The organism is Pantoea sp. Fr-CA_6 (genome assembly GCF_024520895.1).
GTDB classification, from domain to species: domain Bacteria; phylum Pseudomonadota; class Gammaproteobacteria; order Enterobacterales; family Enterobacteriaceae; genus Pantoea; species Pantoea agglomerans.
Map to the genome: position 1 here is coordinate 153,761 of NZ_JALNPO010000008.1, position 17,367 is coordinate 171,127.

Sequence of the window (17,367 nt, forward strand, 5' to 3'; positions counted from 1 at the left end):
AAACATAAAAAAAACTGCTGACAAGCGCGGGAATGGCGTGGCTGGCTTGCTTTTCCCTAAGTGTAAAACGTACCATGAAGCACTTGTTTGTCGAGGGGATCGCCAATGTTTACGGGAAGTATTGTTGCACTCGTTACGCCAATGGATGACAGCGGTAATGTCTGCCGGTCGAGTCTGAAAAAACTGATTGATTATCACGTCGCCAGCTGCACCGCGGCGATCGTTTCCGTCGGCACCACAGGCGAATCTGCTACCCTGAGCCATGAAGAACATGGTGATGTGGTGATGCTGACCCTGGAGCTGGCCGATGGCCGTATTCCGGTTATTGCCGGAACCGGGGCAAACGCCACCGCTGAAGGCATCTCTCTGACTAAGCGTTTTGAAAATTCCGGCGTTGTGGGTTGCCTGACCGTGACCCCATATTACAACCGTCCGACGCAGGAAGGGCTGTTCCAGCACTTTAAAGCGATTGCGAATAGCACCAGCCTGCCACAGATGCTGTATAACGTTCCTTCGCGTACCGGTTGTGACATGCTGCCGGAAACCGTTGCCCGCCTGGCCGAAATCAAAAATATTATCGGAATCAAAGAGGCAACCGGGAACTTATCGCGGGTTAGTCAGATCCAAGAGCTGGTTAATGAAGATTTCATTCTGGTGAGTGGCGATGACGCAACTGCGCTGGACTTTATGCAACTGGGCGGTAAAGGCGTTATTTCGGTGACGGCCAACGTGGCTGCGCGCGAAATGGTCGAACTGTGTCAACTCGCACAGCAGGGCAATTTCGTCGAGGCACGCCGCCTGAATCAGCGTCTGATGCATCTGCACCAGACGCTTTTCTGTGAACCCAATCCTATCCCGGTGAAATGGGCTGCGAAACAGCTAGGATTAATCGCTAACGACACGCTGCGTCTGCCAATGACGCCACTGACTGCAGCCGGCCAGCCGAAAGTGGAGCAGGCGCTGGTGAAAGCGGGTTTGCGATAATTTAGGGAGTTTGAATGAATTACTCAGTAAAGCGGTCAACAGTAGCCACAGTGGTGGGGTTTTCTACCCTGATGCTGTTGTCGGCCTGTTCAAGCGATCAGCGTTATAAGCGCCAGGTCAGCGGTGACGAATCTTATCTTGAAGCCAGTCAGTTAAATGAACTGAAAGCGCCTGCCGGAATGATCCTGCCGGTGCAGCGTGGTGATTTCGACGTGCCGCGCACGACCAGTCAGGCACCCACCGGCAAGCAGCTCGACATCCGTCCGCCAGCCCAGCCGCTGGCGCTGATGAACGGCACCCGCGCACAGTTCAGCAACAATACCGGTGCGCTGATGATTGATAACAGCCGCGGTTCAGTCTGGTCGCAGGTCGTCAACGTGGTGCAGTCATACAAATTCCCGATTGCCTCCCGTAATGACGCAGGCCAGCAGCTGACGACGGACTGGGTGCAGTGGAACCGCGCTGATGAAGATCAGCAGTATCGTGGTCGCTACCAGATCAGCGTGCAGTCGCAGAGCTATCAGCAGCAGTTAACCGTTCGTCTGCTGGAGCTGCAGCAGGATGGTAAAACCATTACCTCACCTGTGCAGATCCAGCGTTACACCGCGCAGATGCTGAATGACATCAGCACCGGTATGGACAAGATTGATACGGCGAGTGAAAACGCGGCCTCTGGTCGGGTGAATGGGGCCATTGATGTGCAGAGCGGTGCAGATGATACCGGCCTGCCACTGCTGATCCTGCGTACGCCATACAACGTGGCATGGCAGCGTCTGCCTGATGCAATGAAACGCGTCGGGATGGAAGTGACCGACACGACCCGCTCAACCGGCAGCATGAAGGTGACCTACAAGTCACTGAGCAGCAGCGACTGGGATTCAGTCGGTGCGAAAGATCCGGAATTACCAAACGGTGATTACAAAGTGCAGGTCGGCGATCTCGACAACCGCACCAGTCTGCAATTCATCGACCCGAAAGGGCATGTGCTGACCCAGTCGCAGAACGATGCGCTGGTGGCCGTGTTCCAGGCGGCGCTGAACAAATAAAGTTGCCCCAGGCCGGAGATTCTCCGGCCTTTTTATTTTGTTTTTGGCATAATAGCGCGCGGCGAAGTAAACGATTGCGTCAAGGCAATCGCCGCAGCGGCACTGGCCGCTGAACACCCGTTATTTCAAGTCTGGAGTGAACAAGATGCAAAAGCGAGCTGAGTTGTATCGCGGTAAAGCGAAAACCGTATACAGCACCGATAACCCGGATCTGCTGATACTCGAATTCCGCAACGATACGTCAGCAGGTGATGGCGCCCGAATCGAGCAATTTGATCGCAAGGGAATGGTTAACAACAAGTTTAACCATTTTATCATGACTAAATTGCAGGAAGCGGGTATCCCGACCCAGATGGAAGCGCTGCTGTCAGATACTGAAGCGCTGGTGAAGAAGCTGGAGATGGTGCCGGTAGAGTGCGTGGTACGTAACCGCGCCGCAGGCTCGCTGGTAAAACGTCTGGGCGTGGAAGAGGGCATTGTGCTCAATCCGCCGCTGTTTGATCTTTTCCTGAAAGATGATGCAAAGCATGACCCGATGGTCAATGAATCCTACTGCGAAACCTTTGGCTGGGTCAGCAAACAGAACCTGGCGCGGATGCAGGAGCTGACCTTTAAAGCCAACGAGGTGCTGAGCAAACTGTTCGACGATGCGGGCCTGATTCTGGTCGACTTCAAACTGGAGTTTGGTCTGTTTAACGGCGAAGTGACGCTGGGCGATGAGTTTTCGCCAGACGGTGCGCGCCTGTGGGACAAAGAGACGCTGGATAAAATGGATAAAGACCGTTTTCGCCAGAGCCTCGGCGGCGTGGTGGAAGCCTATGAAGCGGTTGCACAGCGGCTGGGCGTGAAGCTCGACTGAGTTTGCCTGCCGCGCAGAAAGAAAAAGGAGAGCCCCGGCTCTCCTTTTTTCATTTCAGGGTAAAGCTGGTGATTGCTGCTTCACACAACTAAAATCATGCCATCTGAAAAAATGACTGAGGGAACACAGCATGCGCTGGCAAGGGCGTCGCGAAAGCGACAATGTAGAAGACCGTCGCGATCAATCGTCCGGTTTAGGCGGCGGAGGCCGCCAGATTCGTCTGCCGCGCGGTAAAGGCGGTATTGTGCTGCTGATTGTCGTGGCCATCGCGGGTTATTACGGTTACGACCTGACCGCACTGCTGACAGGCGGCGAAGTTGCACCGACCAGCCAGCAGCAACAGCGCAGCGTCAGCGCCAATGATGATGAGGCTGCGAAATTCACGAAGGTGATTCTGGCCACCACGGAAGATACCTGGGGCAAACTGTTCCAGCAGATGAACAAACAGTATGTGCCGCCGAAGCTGGTGATGTATCGCGGCGCAACCCGCACCGGCTGTGGTACCGGACAGTCAGTCATGGGGCCGTTCTACTGTCCTGCCGATCAGACCGTCTACATCGACCTCTCTTTTTATGACGAGATGAAAACCAAACTCGGCGCGGACGGTGACTTCGCCCAGGGCTACGTCGTCGCGCATGAAGTTGGCCACCATGTCCAGAAACTACTGGGCATTGAACCGAAAGTGCGTGAAATGCAGCAGGGTGCCAGCCAGACGCAGGTTAATCAGCTCTCCGTCAAAATGGAACTGCAGGCGGACTGTTTTGCCGGTGTCTGGGGACACTATATGCAGCAGGAAAATATCCTTGAAGCGGGCGATCTGCAGGAAGCGCTGAATGCCGCCGAGGCAATTGGCGATGACCGCCTGCAGCAGAAAGGTCAGGGCCGCGTAGTGCCGGACAGCTTCACCCACGGCACGTCTGAGCAGCGCTACACCTGGTTCAAGCGCGGGTTTGATGGTGGCAATCCAGGACAGTGCAACACCTTCGCCAGCAACTAATGAGTCTGCAGCCTCTTACGCAGCTTATGCAGCAGGCCGGTGTGCGTCGTCTGGCGGTGATCAGCGGCGACCCGGCCTGGTGTTTACTACGGGCTGCGGCGTGGCGTGAAACGCTGACCGGCGACTGGCTGGCGTTGAGCCCGGAACCGCTGTTCTCTGCTTCGGATAATGGGCCGGGTCAGTATAAAACGCCGGTCCTGCACAAACAGCCTGCTGCGGTGCGCACGCTGCTTGGCCGTGAATTTCGTCATGCTCTGTTTGACGCCCGTCAGGGCTTTCATGCCGACGCTTTCGCTGCGCTGGCTGGCACGCTCACCGCCGGTAGCTGGCTGTTACTGCTGGTGCCGCCCTGGGAACAGTGGGCGCAGCAGCCTGACAGCGACAGCCTGCGCTGGGCCGATGTCGCTGAACCCATCGCCACCCCTTATTTTGTTCACCACCTGCAACAGCTGATATTAGCGGATGACCAGGTGCTGCTGGAGCGGCAGCATCAGCCATGCCGGTTTCCGGCGCAGCCGGACTGGCCGCAGTGGCACTGTCAGGCACCGCAGCAGCAGCAGGCGATACTCGATCAGCTGATGAGGCTGCCATCGGGGGTTGCCGTGCTGACCGCGCCCCGCGGACGCGGTAAATCGGCGCTGGCGGGTATGCTGGCGCGATTGAACGGACATTGTCTGGTGACGGCTCCGGCCAAAGCCTCAACGGAGGTGCTGAGCACCTTCGCCGCTGACGCTTTTCACTTTATGGCACCCGATGCGCTGCTGGCGCTGGAGACGCCACCGCAGGCGGAATGGCTGATTGTGGATGAAGCGGCGGCGATCCCGGCACCGCTGCTGCAGGCGCTGGTCAGTCGATATCCCCGCGTATTGCTCACCACCACCGTACAGGGCTACGAAGGAAGCGGGCGCGGGTTTATCCTTAAATTCTGCGCCGGGCTTCCTGATGCATACTATTTTACGCTCGATGAGCCGCTGCGCTGGTCGCGTTTCGATCCGCTGGAGCAGTGGCTGAACCGGGCGCTGCTGTTTGACGATACCGCCGCAACCGCACCCGATTCTCCTGTAACGCCTCATCGTGTTGAGCGCCACGATTTCAGCGCGCTGGAGGCCGCGTATCGTCTGCTGACCAGTGCACACTATCGTACCTCGCCACTTGATCTGCGCCGCCTGCTGGATGCTCCGGGCATGCAGCTGTGGCGGGCCGGCGACGCGTCGGCGTTACAGGGCGCGCTCTGGCTGGTGGAAGAGGGCGGTCTTGAACCTGCACTGGCACAGGCGGTCTGGGCGGGCACCCGGCGACCCCGCGGGAATTTGGTGGCGCAGTCGCTGGCAGCCCACGCTGGTCTGGCTGAGGCGGCGACATTGCGCTCGCTGCGCATCAGCCGTATTGCCGTGGCGGCGGAGCGGCGTCGTCTGGGAACCGGACAGCAGCTGGTTGCGGCAGCGGCCAGTGCGGCAGCCGGATATGACTACCTCTCCGTCAGCTTCGGCTACACTGAATCTCTCTGGGCGTTCTGGCGCGCCTGTGGCTTTAGCCTGGTGCGGATTGGCAGTCAGCGCGAAGCCAGCAGCGGCTGCTACGCGGCGATGGCCATGTTGCCCTGTTCTGCTGCGGGTGAGGCATTGCAGCACCGCGCGGCAGAACAGCTGGCGCGAGACTGGCCGCTGTTGCGCCAGCATATCGCACTGGAACTGCAGTTTGATCAGGTTACTGACGACGGATTGACCGCGCAGGATATTCGTCTGGCGGCGGGTTTTGCCTGGGCGCAGCGGCCACTGGAAGCGAGCCTGCCGGTGTTGCAGCGTCTGGTGCAGGCCAGTTCAGCCTCTTTACCGCTGCTGGCTGCGGCGGTTGCCACACCCACAGCCTTGGGCGAACTGGCCCAGCAGGCTGGAGTGAGCGGGCGCAAAGCGCTAGTCGCAGCGCTGCGTCAGCAGGCGGCAGCGGCCCTCCAGACACTGGGCGTTGATGCAGCCTTGCTGCACCTGCCGTTGAAATAATTCGACCAGCTGGTTCAAATTATCCTCATATGATTTTATGCCAGGCGGCGTAGAGTGAACACAGGAGGTCAACATGACACTGAAATATGTAATCGTTCAACAGCCTGCCACCACAGCACAGCTGTTTCTGCTCTACCATGGCGTTGGCGATAACCCGGATTCAATGGGCGAGATTGGCAACTGGTTTGCCCGAACGTTTCCCGACGCGCTGGTGGTGTCCGTCGGCTCGCCTGGTGCGAGTCGTCAGTGGTTCGGCGAAACCGACCTGCACGATCAGACCGTCCAGCAGCGGGTTGATGCGGCCATGCCGCAGTTTGTTGGGTCTGTGCGTCACTGGCAAAAAAAGAGCGGCGTGCGGCCGGAAGCGACAGCGTTAATCGGCTTTTCGCAGGGCGGCAGTATGGTGCTGGAAGGGGTTAAGGCGCATCCGGATCTGGCGGGCCGCGCGGTGGTGTTTAATGGCCGGTTTATCACCCTGCCGGAGAAGGCCAGTACCCGCACCACCATCCACCTGATCCACGGTGATTATGATGAGCAGGTCCCGCTGCACCATGCGCAGCAGGCGGAGCATCGGCTGACCGCCTGCGGTGGCGATGTTACCCTGGATATCGTTGACGATCTGGCGCACGCCATCGATCACCGCAGCATGGAGCTGGCGCTGAATCATCTGCGTTATACGGTGCCAAAACGCTACTTTGATGAGGCGTTAAGCGGCGCAAAACCGGGTGACGATGACGTTATCGTGATGATGTAAAAAGCCCCTGCGTAGCAGGGGCATTTCAGACTGCTGACAACGCCGAATCGGGGTAATCCCACCGCCACGCATAAATTCAACACGCAGGGAACACGGTCAGAGGAGGAAAGCGTCCCGCGCCAGGGATGGTGCGGGCCGAGCGGCCAGGGAATGGCTTTAGCGACTTTCCGATCTGACCGTGTTCTCTGCGCAAGCTCGATCTTAACGCTGATGAGAGCTGACTTTGTGAAGAACCATAAAAAAGCCCCTGCATAGCAGGGGCTTTTTCGTTTACTTCTTCTTCGGCCAGTTGTCGTCGTCATCCCATTTATCGTTGAAATCACGATGCGGCGGCAGGTCAGGTTTGTTATCCATAAATTTTTTATGATCGATGCGTTTCAGATCTTTATAAACGTTCATCAGCACGCCAACCATCAGCAGGATCACCAGGATCCACCAGTAATCTTTAATAAATTCCATCTGCTGCTCCTTAAAACCGCCGTCAGGCGATCAGTTGTTCCATGATGCGTTGGTACATCCGGCTCAGCATCTGCAGGTCGGAGGCTTTCACACACTCATTGATTTTATGAATGGTGGCATTCACTGGCCCCAGTTCCACCACCTGTGCACCCATCCGGGCAATAAAGCGGCCATCGGAGGTTCCGCCCGTGGTCAGCAGCTGCGGCTTAATTTCATTATAGTGCGCTACAGCTTTCACGACGGCATCAACCAGCTTACCGCGCGTGGTCAGGAAGGGCTGGCCAGAGAGTTTCCACTCAATGGTGTAACGCAACTGGTGACGATCCAGCAGCTCTGCGACCCGCTGACGAATCATCTCATCGGTGAGTTCGGTGCTGAAGCGGAAGTTAAACTGCACAAACAGCTCGCCGGGGATCACATTGTTACTGCCGGTGCCCGCCTGGACGTTGGCAATCTGCATGCTGGTCGCCGGAAAGAACTCATTCCCCTGATCCCACTCGGTCGCAACCAGCTCGTTCAGCGCGGGCATCGCCCGGTGAACCGGGTTATCCGCCAGATGCGGATAGGCGACGTGGCCCTGCACGCCATGCACCATCAGGTTAGCGGTGATTGAGCCGCGACGGCCATTTTTCACCACATCACCCACCACTTCCGTGCTGGAGGGCTCGCCGACCAGGCAATAGTCGAGCCGTTCGCGGCGCGCCATCAGCCGCTCAACCACTTTAACCGTGCCGTTGGCCCCGCTGGCCTCTTCATCAGAGGTAATCATAAAGGCGAGACGGCCTCGGTGATTGGGACGCACCGCAACAAAACGTTCGGCAGCCACCACCATTGCCGCCAGCGATCCTTTCATGTCGGCCGCGCCGCGGCCAAACAGCATGCCGTCGCGGATGGTGGGTTCAAACGGCGGATTAATCCAGCGGCTGGCATCGCCAGGCGGCACCACATCGGTGTGACCTGCAAACGCCAGCGTTTCACCTTCGCCACGGGTGGCCCAGAAATTCAGGGTGTCGTCGATGTTCATCGTTTCAATCTTAAAGCCAATGGCTTCAAGACGGGCGATCAGCAGAGCCTGACATCCGGCATCATCGGGGCTGAGAGAGGGGCGACGAATAAGCTGTTGCGTCAGCTCAATGACCGGGCAAAACATATTATGACTTCTCCTGGATAGCATTCTGATAGGTGGCTTCGCTGAAACCGGCGAGCAGGGAGCCATCCGGGGCGCGCAACAGCGGACGCTTAATCATGGCGGGATGCGCCAGCATCAGCGCTTTGGCGCTGCTGGCATCGGTAACCGCGTCGCGGTCACTCTCAGGCAATTTACGCCAGGTGGTGCCCCGGGTGTTAAGCAGAGCCTGATAACCCAGTGCATCGATAAACTCCTGCAGCAGGACATCGTTCAGGCCATCCGCACGGTAGTCGTGGAAGTGATAGTCAACGCCTGCGTCTGTTAAAAAGCGCCGGGCTTTTTTTATGGTGTCGCAATTTTTAATCCCGAACATCACCCACTGCGTGCTCATTGCCCGATCCTTATTGTCCTGTGAGAAGTGAAAGCTGAAAAAAGCAGCCAAAGTGCGAGTTTACCATAGTGTGATCCGTTGCGGCATCTGCGCAGGCGCGGGAATCGGGCCACAGAGCACGGCAGCAAGGTCATCGTCCGGCATCGGGTAAACGCTATCAATTTCGCAGCTAACCATTACCCTGCTTATCAATAAGAGCTTAGGAATTTCGCCATGTTGATAAAATAGTCTACCGCTGGGTTTAAAATAAATTATTTTCAACGGGGTTAAGGAGTTGCTGAAGTGTGCGTCAGCTTGCAAAACCAGCAACATTCATGTTTTTATGGCGTATGCCGATAGATATAACAGGTGTAAACGTATTCACCTGTATAAAAAAAGAGCGTAACATTGCCAGCACAATAAGAGAGGGCATTATGATTGACACCGAAATGGGAACCTGGAAAGAATTTATCGAAGCGATGTTACGCAACAAGTAACGCGCGAAGAAAAAGCAGGTTAATCCCGCTTGCTGGAATTCTTACCACACACAGAAATAAGGCGGCCACTGATATCAGTGACCGCTTTTTATTTGCGCCTCTACTTAGTCGAGCGGCTTCTCTTTGAGCGGGAAGCGGCGGCGTACCAGCACAAAGAACAGCGGCACAAAAAAGATCGCCAGCAGTGTGGCAGAGATCATTCCGCCCATCACACCGGTTCCCACGGCATGCTGGCTGCCGGAGCCCGCTCCGCTGCTGATCGCCATGGGCAGTACACCAAAGATAAAGGCCAGCGAGGTCATCAGAATCGGCCGCAGGCGCTGACGCGATGCCTCCAGCGTAGATTCCACCAGCTCGCGTCCACGGCTGTTGATCTCATTAGCAAATTCTACAATCAGGATGGCGTTTTTGGCGGATAACCCCACTACCGTCAGCAGGCCAACCTGGAAATAGACGTCATTTTCCAGCCCACGCATCCAGGTGGCGATTAGCGCCCCGACCACGCCCAGCGGCACTACCAGCATCACCGAGAACGGGATCGACCAGCTTTCATACAGCGCGGCAAGGCAGAGAAAGACCACCAGCAGCGAAATCGCATAAAGTGCCGGCGCCTGCGAACCGGAGAGCCGCTCCTGATAAGAGGCACCGGTCCACTGGAACCCGACGCCCAGGGGCAGGGCATTAACCAGTTTTTCCATCTCATCCATCGCCGTGCCGCTGCTGACGCCACTGGCCGCTTCGCCGACAATCTCCAGCGATGAATAGCCGTTGTAGCGTTCAAGACGTGGGGAACCGGTCTCCCAGCGGCTGGTGGCAAACGCGGAGAAGGGCACCATTTTGCCGCTGCTGTTGCGCACGTACCATTTATTGATGTCGTCTGGCAGCATGCGGAATTCAGCGGCAGCCTGCACATAGACCTTCTTCACCCGGCCACGATCCAGGAAGTCATTCACGTAGCTGGAGCCCCACGCGGTGGTCAGGGTGTCGTTGATGGTATCCAGCGACACGCCCAGCGCCTGCGCTTTACGTGCATCAACATCGATCTGCAGCTGCGGGCTGTCATCCAGTCCATTGTGCCGTACCCGCGACAGCGCGTTGTCATTGCCCGCCATCTCCAGCAGTTTGTCACGCATCGCCATCAGTTGGGTATGACCGACGCCCGCGTGATCCTGCAGTTGCAGGTCAAAGCCGGAGCTGCTGCCCATGCCGGTGATGGCTGGCGGGCTGCTGGCAATCACCCGGCCCTCTTTGATCTTCTGAAATGCCTTCGTCGCGCGCTCGATAATCGCGAACGAGGTGCGATCGGCACCGGGCCGCGCTTCCCAGTCTTTAAGCCGCACAAACAGACGCGCCACGTTTTGTCCATTGCCGCCCGGACCTGCGCCGATGGTGGAGAAGACCGACAGCACGTTGGCCTTCTCCTCGGTGAGATAATAGTTTTCAACTTTGGCGACGACGCTGGCAGTTTGCTCAAGCGTCGCGCCTGCCGGAAGCTGAACCTGCGTCAGGAATACGCCGCGATCTTCCAGCGGCAGAAACGACGTCGGCAGACGCAGAAACAGAAAGGCCATCAGGCCGATGATGCCGAGATAGAGCAGCAGCCAGCGACCGCCCTTGCGCAGGATACCCGCGACCCCGCGCTCGTAGCGGTCAGCATTGCGATTAAAGTGACGATTGAACCAGCCGAAGAAGCCGCGACGCTCAGGCTGCTCGCCCTGTGAAACGGGTTTGAGCAGCGTGGCACAGAGCGCCGGTGTCAGGATCATCGCCACCAGCACCGACAGCACCATCGCCGACACAATGGTAATTGAGAACTGACGGTAGATGGCGCCGACGGTGCCGCCGAAAAACGCCATCGGCACAAACACCGCAGAGAGCACCAGCGCGATACCCACCAGCGCGCCCTGAATCTGGCCCATCGATTTTCGGGTGGCGGCACGCGGCGAGAGTCCCTCTTCATGCATGATACGTTCAACGTTTTCCACCACCACTATGGCATCATCCACCAGCAGCCCGATTGCCAGCACCATGGCAAACATGGTCAGGGTATTGATGCTGAACCCGCAGGCATAGAGCACGCTGAAGGTGCCGAACAGCACCACCGGCACCGCAATAGTAGGAATTAAGGTGGCACGGAAGTTCTGCATAAACAGGTACATCACGCCAAATACCAGCACAATCGCCTCCAGCAGCGTCTTCACCACATCGGTGATTGACGCTTTAACGAAAGGGGAGGTTTCATAGGCGATTTTTGCTTCCAGACCGTGCGGGAAGTAGTGGGACAGCTCCTCAATGCGCGCCCGCACCAGCTTATCGGTGTTCATCTCGTTGGCACCGGATGCCAGCTTCACCCCCAGGCCTGACGCGGGCTGGCCATTGTAACGACTCAGATAATCATACTTCTCAGCGCCCAGCGCCACGCTGGCGACATCGCCCAGCGTCACCACCGAACCATCGGGATTGTTCTTCAGGGTAATCGCCCGGAACTGCTCAGGGGTCTGCAGCATCGACTGGGCGTTGACCGTAGCGTTAAGCGCCTGTTTCTCTACCGACGGCAGGCCACCCACCTGACCCACGGCAACCTGGGTGTTCTGCGACTGGATCGCACTGACCACATCTTCCGTGGTCAGCGAATAGGCGATCAGTTTATTGGGATCGAGCCAGATACGCATCGCATATTGCGAGCCGTAAGCGTCAACCTGGCCGACGCCATCAATACGGCTTAGCGGATCCTGAATATTACTGGCGACATAGTCTGAAATATCCTGCTTATCCATGCTGCCGTCGGTTGAAACGAATGCCACCATCAGAATATTACTGTCACCGGTTTTATTGACGGTCACACCCTGCGACTGCACCGCCTGTGGCAATTTGCGCAGTGCGGATTGCAGCTGGTTCTGTACCTGCTGACGGGCTTCATCGGGATTGGTCCCGGCGGTAAAGGTGAGGGTGATCTGTGCCTGGCCGGTGTTGCTGCTGTTAGAGGACATGTACATCAGATTATCGATGCCGGTCATGTTCTGCTCGATCACCTGGGTAACGGTGTTTTCCAGCGTCTGGGCGGATGCGCCCGGATAGTTAGCGGTGATGCGCACGTTGGGCGGTGCCAGATCGGGGTACTGTTCAATAGGCAGCGAAATAATCGAAAGCGTGCCACACAGGCACAGCAGAATCGCCAGAACCCAGGCAAAGATAGGGCGGTCGATAAAGAAATTCGACATTAAATCGACACTCCTCACTACTTTTATCGTTGGTCAGGCCTACCAGCAACGGGCGCTCTGGCAGGAAACTCGGCGGGTCTTTGCCATGATTCTCCGCCGCCGTTTACTCTACGTGCGGCAGCGGGGGAAATCGTGGAGAAATTGAGGAGAAAATGTAAATTCGTTGGCTATTTGCGGCTTTCAAGCCACATCACCGTGGCGGCGACGCGTGAGCGGACATCCAGTTTCCGCAGCAGGTTACGAATGTGCACTTTTACCGTCTCTTCAGAGATATGCAGAATAGCGGCAACCTCTTTATTCGACAGGCCACGCGCCACCTCCTGCAGCACATCCCGTTCGCGCTCGGTGAGCTGACGCAGAGGATCGGCACTGTGCTGGCGATTAGCCAGATAGCGGGTGACGCCCTCGCTGAAGACCTTTTCGCCCCGTGATGCCTGCAGGATATGCCCCAGCAGGACCTCCGGCTCGCTGTCCTTGAGCAGATAGCCGTCAGCACCGGCATCCACCATGGCAAAAATATCGCTGCGGGCGTCAGAAACGGTCAGCACCAGAATGCGCGAACTGATCCCTTCATGGCGCAGCGCCTTCAGCGTATCCAGTCCGGACATGCCTTTCATATTCAGGTCGAGCAGAATGATGTCCGGTTCCTGATGGCGGGCCTCCGCCAGCGCTTCAGTGCCGTTGCTGGCTTCGGCGATCACCTCCAGCCGGGGATCCAGCGCCAGCAGCTGACGGACACCGCGGCGCATCAGCGGGTGGTCATCCACAATCATCAATGTTAATGCGGGCTGTTGCATATTTTCTCCGTTGCATTGGTTTCAGACTGCGGCAGATCAGACGGTATTGTTCAGGGACAACACCCTGTTCTGTATCGAATAGTCCGCGGTCGCAAACCGATAGATTATTTTAATGAATTAAGACCCGATCTGGCCTGCTATTCCAGCGGGCGCGCCGGTTGCGGTGGAAAGCGTAACTCCACCCTGGTACCCCGCGGCTGTGCGTGGAGGGTCAGATGGCCACTCAGGCGCTGAGCGCGCTCCGCCATAATAGTCAGGCCGTAATGGCCCGGCGGTTCGTCAGTGCTGTTCATCCCCACGCCATCATCCGTAATCGTCAGTAAGTGCTCACCTTTTTCACTGTGCTGATAATCCACCCGGATAACCTGCGCACTGGCGTGACGAATCGCATTCAGCAGCGCCTCACGGACGATCTGCAACACATGCACCTGCTGTTGTGCTTCCAGACTCTGCAGGCCGGTCTGATAGTTAAAGTGTATCTCTGCGCTACTCTTCTCCTGCAGCGAGGCGATCATCGCCTGCATGGCCGCCACCAGATCCGCCTGCTCAATGGTCAGACGGAAAGTGGTCAGCAGCTCACGCAGCTGACGATAGGCCTCGGCCAGCGCCTGATCGAAGTCCGCGATAATGGTATGGGCGGCGCTATCGTCTTTATCAACGGCGCGGCGCAGCAGGGTCAGCTGAATGCGTAAAAACGAGAGCGACTGCGCCAGCGAGTCATGTAATTCCCGGGCAATGGTCGTGCGCTCTTCAATCAGCAGCATCTGCTGATACTGCTGCTGTGCCTGCCAGATCCAGATAGCCCGTCCCAGCATCGCCGCCAGGCTGCGCATCAGTTCATCCGGAGGCGAGGCACCAGCTGTCTGCCAGCGCAGCTCGCCAATCTGCTGCTCGTCCTGCTGTAACGGCAGACGTTGCCACTGACCGGCAGCCTGATCATCACCGGCGCGAAACTGAAACTGGTCACTGTCGAGCCGGATCGCCGTCAGTTTCTCGCGCGTCAGTACATTGGTTAACACGGCTTCAAACAGTGCCGGATGCAGCGGGCTGGCGGTCAGCATTTGTGAGCTGTCATAGAGTAGCGACAGCGTGCGATTCGCCTGGGTTAAATCTTCTGTTTTGGCGCGCACCGTGCTTTCCAGCAGCTGGTAGTGCGAATGCAGCCGTGCCGCCATGCCGCTGAAGACGTGCGACAGCACCCGCAGTTCATTCTGCTGCTCAACGTGCAGCGGCGGAAAAGCAAAGTTGCCGCTCTCAACATAGCGACTGGCGGTGACAAGCGCATTAAGCGGGCGCACCACCTGCAGTCGGGTAAAGCGAATCGTCATCAGTGCCAGCGCCACAATCGCAATGACCCCCACCAGGCTGCTGGCGGCCACCAGATGCATTTTCAACTCGGTATAGCGTTGCAGACCCAGCACAAAGCGATCGATTTCACCGACGTAGATCGGCACCTGCTGCTGATAAGCCACGGTATCGCCCTGTTGCAACTGTTGCTGCAGCGAGGGCCAGGCGGCACGCAGCCGTTGATAGCGAACACTTACTTCACGGGGTACCCAGGGCCGATCAAGTTTCTGCAGCACCGGGGCATCCAGCGTTTGCTGATAGCGCGCCAGATGATGAGCCAGATTTTGCGGCTGACGGCTGGCATCCCAGGCCATGCGATAGCTCTGCATGCGCAGTGAACCCGCCAGATTGATCGCCTCCGCGTCGCGCTGGCTGCTCAGGAGCGTGACTAATGCCAGACCGGTGGTGAGCAGCGACAGCAGGACAATGGCGCTGAGCGCCTGAGCGATGCTTTGAGTTACGGAACGTTTAACAATCACATGAATGGCCCTGTTGAGAGTGCGGGAATTATAAGAGCGCATTAACGTAACGCAAATGATCCATTCCCTGTTTATCGCACAGGACGTTACACATCGCACATAAAATGACCGCAACTGACAGTTCCCAGGACGTGCTGCTGTTCAACGCTTAAAAAAGGGACAGGTTTACATCGTCCCGATGTTGCTTTTCATTGCAGCGCTAATAATTCATCCAGTCATCAACTCAACCCCGATCACAGATTAAGGAGCATCCAATGAAAAAGCTGAATGCTGTCCTGGCGGGCGCATTACTGGCTACCGCCTCATTTGCCACTTTCGCCGCCGCGCCGGTCGATCAGTCGCAGGCGCAGAGTATGCAGAGCATTGGTAGCGTTTCGGTTTCCGGTGTTCGCGGCTCGCTGGACGATGCGAGTCGCCAGCTGTCGCAAAAAGCGGAAGAGATGGGCGCCAGCCATTACCGCGTTATCGGTGTCGATAACCCAGGCGACTCCAGCCTGTGGAGCGGCACCGCAGAGATTTATCGCTAACCCAACCCTCCTGTTTCCATCCCTGTAGCTTTTACCGGCCTGAAAATGGCCGGTTTTTTTGTTTTTGTGCATCAGGATGGATTCTTACAAATCAGCCTGTGCATCTGCCCGGTATATTTTGCTTCGTTCTTGCAGAACGGGTAGGATTCATCGCCGTAAATTCCCGCGCTGCCTGGCACTCACTCACAGGCAAACGCACAGAGGAAAATACCCCATTTCACAGGGCATTACGCCTGAAATGGGGGCGACGACTGATAGTCAGGACAAACAGGAATGCTATGAAATCTAAAAACAAAACCCCAGGCGAGATGCGCGCTGCGAAACGACGCTGGCTCAACTCTCATGACGCCGGCTACCAGAAGGCGATGGGTAACCGTCACGTACAGATGATTGCGATCGGCGGTGCCATCGGTACCGGTTTGTTCCTGGGCGCAGGTGGCCGTTTGCAGGCTGCTGGCCCCGCCTTAGCCATCATCTATCTGGTGTGTGGCATCTTCTCCTTCTTTATTCTGCGTGCGCTGGGCGAACTGGTGTTACACCGTCCCAGCAGCGGCAGCTTCGTCTCCTACGCCCGTGAATTCCTGGGTGAGAAAGCCTCCTACGTGGCGGGCTGGATGTACTTCGTCAACTGGGCAATGACCGGCATCGTCGATATCACCGCCGTCGCGCTCTACATGCACTACTGGGGCGCGTTTGGTGATGTGCCACAGTGGGTGTTCGCCCTGGGCGCGCTGGCGATTGTCGGCACCATGAACATGATCGGCGTAAAGTGGTTTGCCGAGATGGAGTTCTGGTTCGCGCTGGTGAAAGTGCTGGCGATAGTGATCTTCCTGGTGGTGGGCGTGGTATTCCTTGGCACCGGCAAACCGCTGGATGGCAACAGTACCGGCTTCCATCTGATCACCGATAACGGTGGCATGTTCCCGCACGGCTTACTGCCTGCGCTGGTGCTGATTCAGGGTGTGGTGTTCGCCTTTGCCTCTATCGAACTGGTAGGTACGGCGGCCGGCGAATGTAAAGACCCGAAAACCATGCTGCCGAAAGCGATCAATAGCGTGATCTGGCGTATCGGCCTGTTCTACGTTGGCTCCGTGGTCCTGCTGGTGCTGCTGCTGCCGTGGAACGCCTATCAGGCGGGTCAGAGTCCGTTTGTTACCTTCTTCTCGAAGCTGGGCGTGCCTTACGTTGGCAGCATCATGAATATCGTGGTGCTGAGTGCCGCGCTCTCCAGCCTGAACTCGGGCCTCTACTCAACCGGGCGTATTCTGCGCTCCATGTCGATGGGTGGCTCTGCACCGAAATTCATGTCTAAGATGAACGGTCAGCAGGTGCCTTATGCCGGTATTCTGGTGACCATCGCCGTCTATGTGATTGGTGTGGTGCTTAACTACTATGTGCCTTCTCAGGTGTTTGAGATCGTCCTGAACGTCGCCTCGCTGGGGATTATCTCCTCCTGGGCCTTTATCGTGGTTTGTCAGCTGCGTCTGCGCAAAGCCATTAAAGAGGGCAAGGCGGATGATGTCAGCTTCAAGCTGCCAGGCGCGCCGTTTACCTCATGGCTGACGCTGCTGTTCCTGTTCAGCGTGCTGGTGCTGATGGCGTTTGACTACCCGAACGGGACTTACACCATCGCCTCCATTCCGCTGATCGCGGTATTGCTGGTGCTGGGATGGTTTGGCGTGCGTAAGCGTGTTCACGCCATAGCTGAGACCGAACAGGATCATCACGAAGAGGAGCCTCAGCCGACCCGACTGGCTGACGACACCTCGCGCTGATAAGCACTGCAGCAATCAGGCCAGCCTTCGGGCTGGCTTTTTTTTGGCGTAAATCGCCTCATTCACCGCGAGAATTAGGATAGTTTTCCCGCAAGCTTGCCCCTATGATGAAAGGCTCCCTTTATG

15 protein-coding genes are annotated in these 17,367 nt (G+C 57.2%); 9 read left to right on the forward strand and 6 right to left on the reverse strand.

The window, feature by feature from the left end:
- Window positions 1-105: 105 nt before the first annotated feature.
- The 6 genes from dapA (at window position 106) to ypfH (ending at window position 6,640) form a co-directional block, all read left to right on the forward strand.
- A complete protein-coding gene (dapA, locus tag NR201_RS15670) occupies window positions 106-984 on the forward strand; it encodes a 4-hydroxy-tetrahydrodipicolinate synthase (RefSeq protein ID WP_256849949.1) in 879 nt (292 codons plus the stop codon).
- A gap of 14 nt (window positions 985-998) precedes the next feature.
- The gene (gene bamC, locus NR201_RS15675) at window positions 999-2,030 is read left to right on the forward strand and encodes an outer membrane protein assembly factor BamC (RefSeq protein ID WP_256849950.1); all 1,032 of its coding nucleotides are present in this window, start codon (window positions 999-1,001) and stop codon (window positions 2,028-2,030) included.
- A 145-nt stretch (window positions 2,031-2,175) separates the two neighbouring features.
- Window positions 2,176-2,889 carry a phosphoribosylaminoimidazolesuccinocarboxamide synthase gene (purC, locus tag NR201_RS15680; protein ID WP_010260002.1) on the forward strand — a complete coding sequence of 238 codons (714 nt, stop codon included), beginning with the start codon at window positions 2,176-2,178 and terminating at the stop codon, window positions 2,887-2,889.
- A 130-nt stretch (window positions 2,890-3,019) separates the two neighbouring features.
- Window positions 3,020-3,886 carry a neutral zinc metallopeptidase gene (locus NR201_RS15685; protein WP_033778684.1) on the forward strand — a complete coding sequence of 289 codons (867 nt, stop codon included), beginning with the start codon at window positions 3,020-3,022 and terminating at the stop codon, window positions 3,884-3,886.
- Window positions 3,886-5,886, forward strand: a complete 2,001-nt coding sequence (locus NR201_RS15690) for a tRNA(Met) cytidine acetyltransferase TmcA (RefSeq protein ID WP_256849951.1) — start codon at window positions 3,886-3,888, stop codon at window positions 5,884-5,886. The genes NR201_RS15685 and NR201_RS15690 overlap by 1 nt, the downstream gene beginning before the upstream one ends.
- A 73-nt stretch (window positions 5,887-5,959) precedes the next feature.
- Window positions 5,960-6,640 carry an esterase gene (gene ypfH / locus NR201_RS15695; protein ID WP_163638014.1) on the forward strand — a complete coding sequence of 227 codons (681 nt, stop codon included), beginning with the start codon at window positions 5,960-5,962 and terminating at the stop codon, window positions 6,638-6,640.
- A gap of 270 nt (window positions 6,641-6,910) precedes the next feature.
- Here ypfH and NR201_RS15700 read toward each other — a convergent pair whose 3' ends face one another.
- Genes NR201_RS15700 through NR201_RS15710 form a run of 3 tightly spaced genes read right to left on the reverse strand, consistent with a single transcriptional unit; the run spans window position 6,911 to window position 8,619 of the window.
- Entirely contained in the window at window positions 6,911-7,099 is a 189-nt protein-coding gene (locus tag NR201_RS15700) for a YpfN family protein (RefSeq protein WP_003848800.1), read from the reverse strand.
- A gap of 22 nt (window positions 7,100-7,121) precedes the next feature.
- Complete coding sequence (gene dapE, locus NR201_RS15705; protein WP_010671351.1) at window positions 7,122-8,249, reverse strand: succinyl-diaminopimelate desuccinylase; 1,128 nt, start codon at window positions 8,247-8,249, stop codon at window positions 7,122-7,124.
- 1 nt (window position 8,250) lies between these two features.
- Window positions 8,251-8,619, reverse strand: a complete 369-nt coding sequence (locus NR201_RS15710; protein ID WP_052271800.1) for an ArsC family reductase — start codon at window positions 8,617-8,619, stop codon at window positions 8,251-8,253.
- Window positions 8,620-8,903: 284 nt separating this feature from the next.
- Between NR201_RS15710 and NR201_RS15715 the strand changes: the two genes are divergently transcribed.
- Window positions 8,904-9,095 (forward strand): hypothetical protein, encoded by a 192-nt coding sequence (locus tag NR201_RS15715; RefSeq protein ID WP_010259981.1) that lies wholly within the window; start codon window positions 8,904-8,906, stop codon window positions 9,093-9,095.
- A 104-nt stretch (window positions 9,096-9,199) separates the two neighbouring features.
- Here NR201_RS15715 and acrD read toward each other — a convergent pair whose 3' ends face one another.
- The 3 genes from acrD to narQ form a co-directional block, all read right to left on the reverse strand.
- Window positions 9,200-12,316, reverse strand: coding sequence for a multidrug efflux RND transporter permease AcrD (gene acrD, locus NR201_RS15720; protein ID WP_033758593.1), 3,117 nt, complete (start codon window positions 12,314-12,316; stop codon window positions 9,200-9,202).
- Window positions 12,317-12,483: 167 nt separating this feature from the next.
- Window positions 12,484-13,113, reverse strand: a complete 630-nt coding sequence (locus NR201_RS15725) for a response regulator (protein WP_033758590.1) — start codon at window positions 13,111-13,113, stop codon at window positions 12,484-12,486.
- 137 nt (window positions 13,114-13,250) lie between these two features.
- Window positions 13,251-14,939: a nitrate/nitrite two-component system sensor histidine kinase NarQ gene (narQ, locus tag NR201_RS15730; RefSeq protein WP_256849952.1), complete on the reverse strand. Its 1,689-nt coding sequence runs from the start codon at window positions 14,937-14,939 to the stop codon at window positions 13,251-13,253.
- A gap of 254 nt (window positions 14,940-15,193) precedes the next feature.
- Between narQ and NR201_RS15735 the strand changes: the two genes are divergently transcribed.
- Together NR201_RS15735 and ansP are read left to right on the forward strand one after the other, a co-directional pair.
- Window positions 15,194-15,466 carry a DUF1471 domain-containing protein gene (locus tag NR201_RS15735; RefSeq protein WP_256849953.1) on the forward strand — a complete coding sequence of 91 codons (273 nt, stop codon included), beginning with the start codon at window positions 15,194-15,196 and terminating at the stop codon, window positions 15,464-15,466.
- 278 nt (window positions 15,467-15,744) lie between these two features.
- A complete protein-coding gene (gene ansP / locus NR201_RS15740) occupies window positions 15,745-17,241 on the forward strand; it encodes an L-asparagine permease (protein ID WP_010259970.1) in 1,497 nt (498 codons plus the stop codon).
- Window positions 17,242-17,367: the final 126 nt, after the last annotated feature.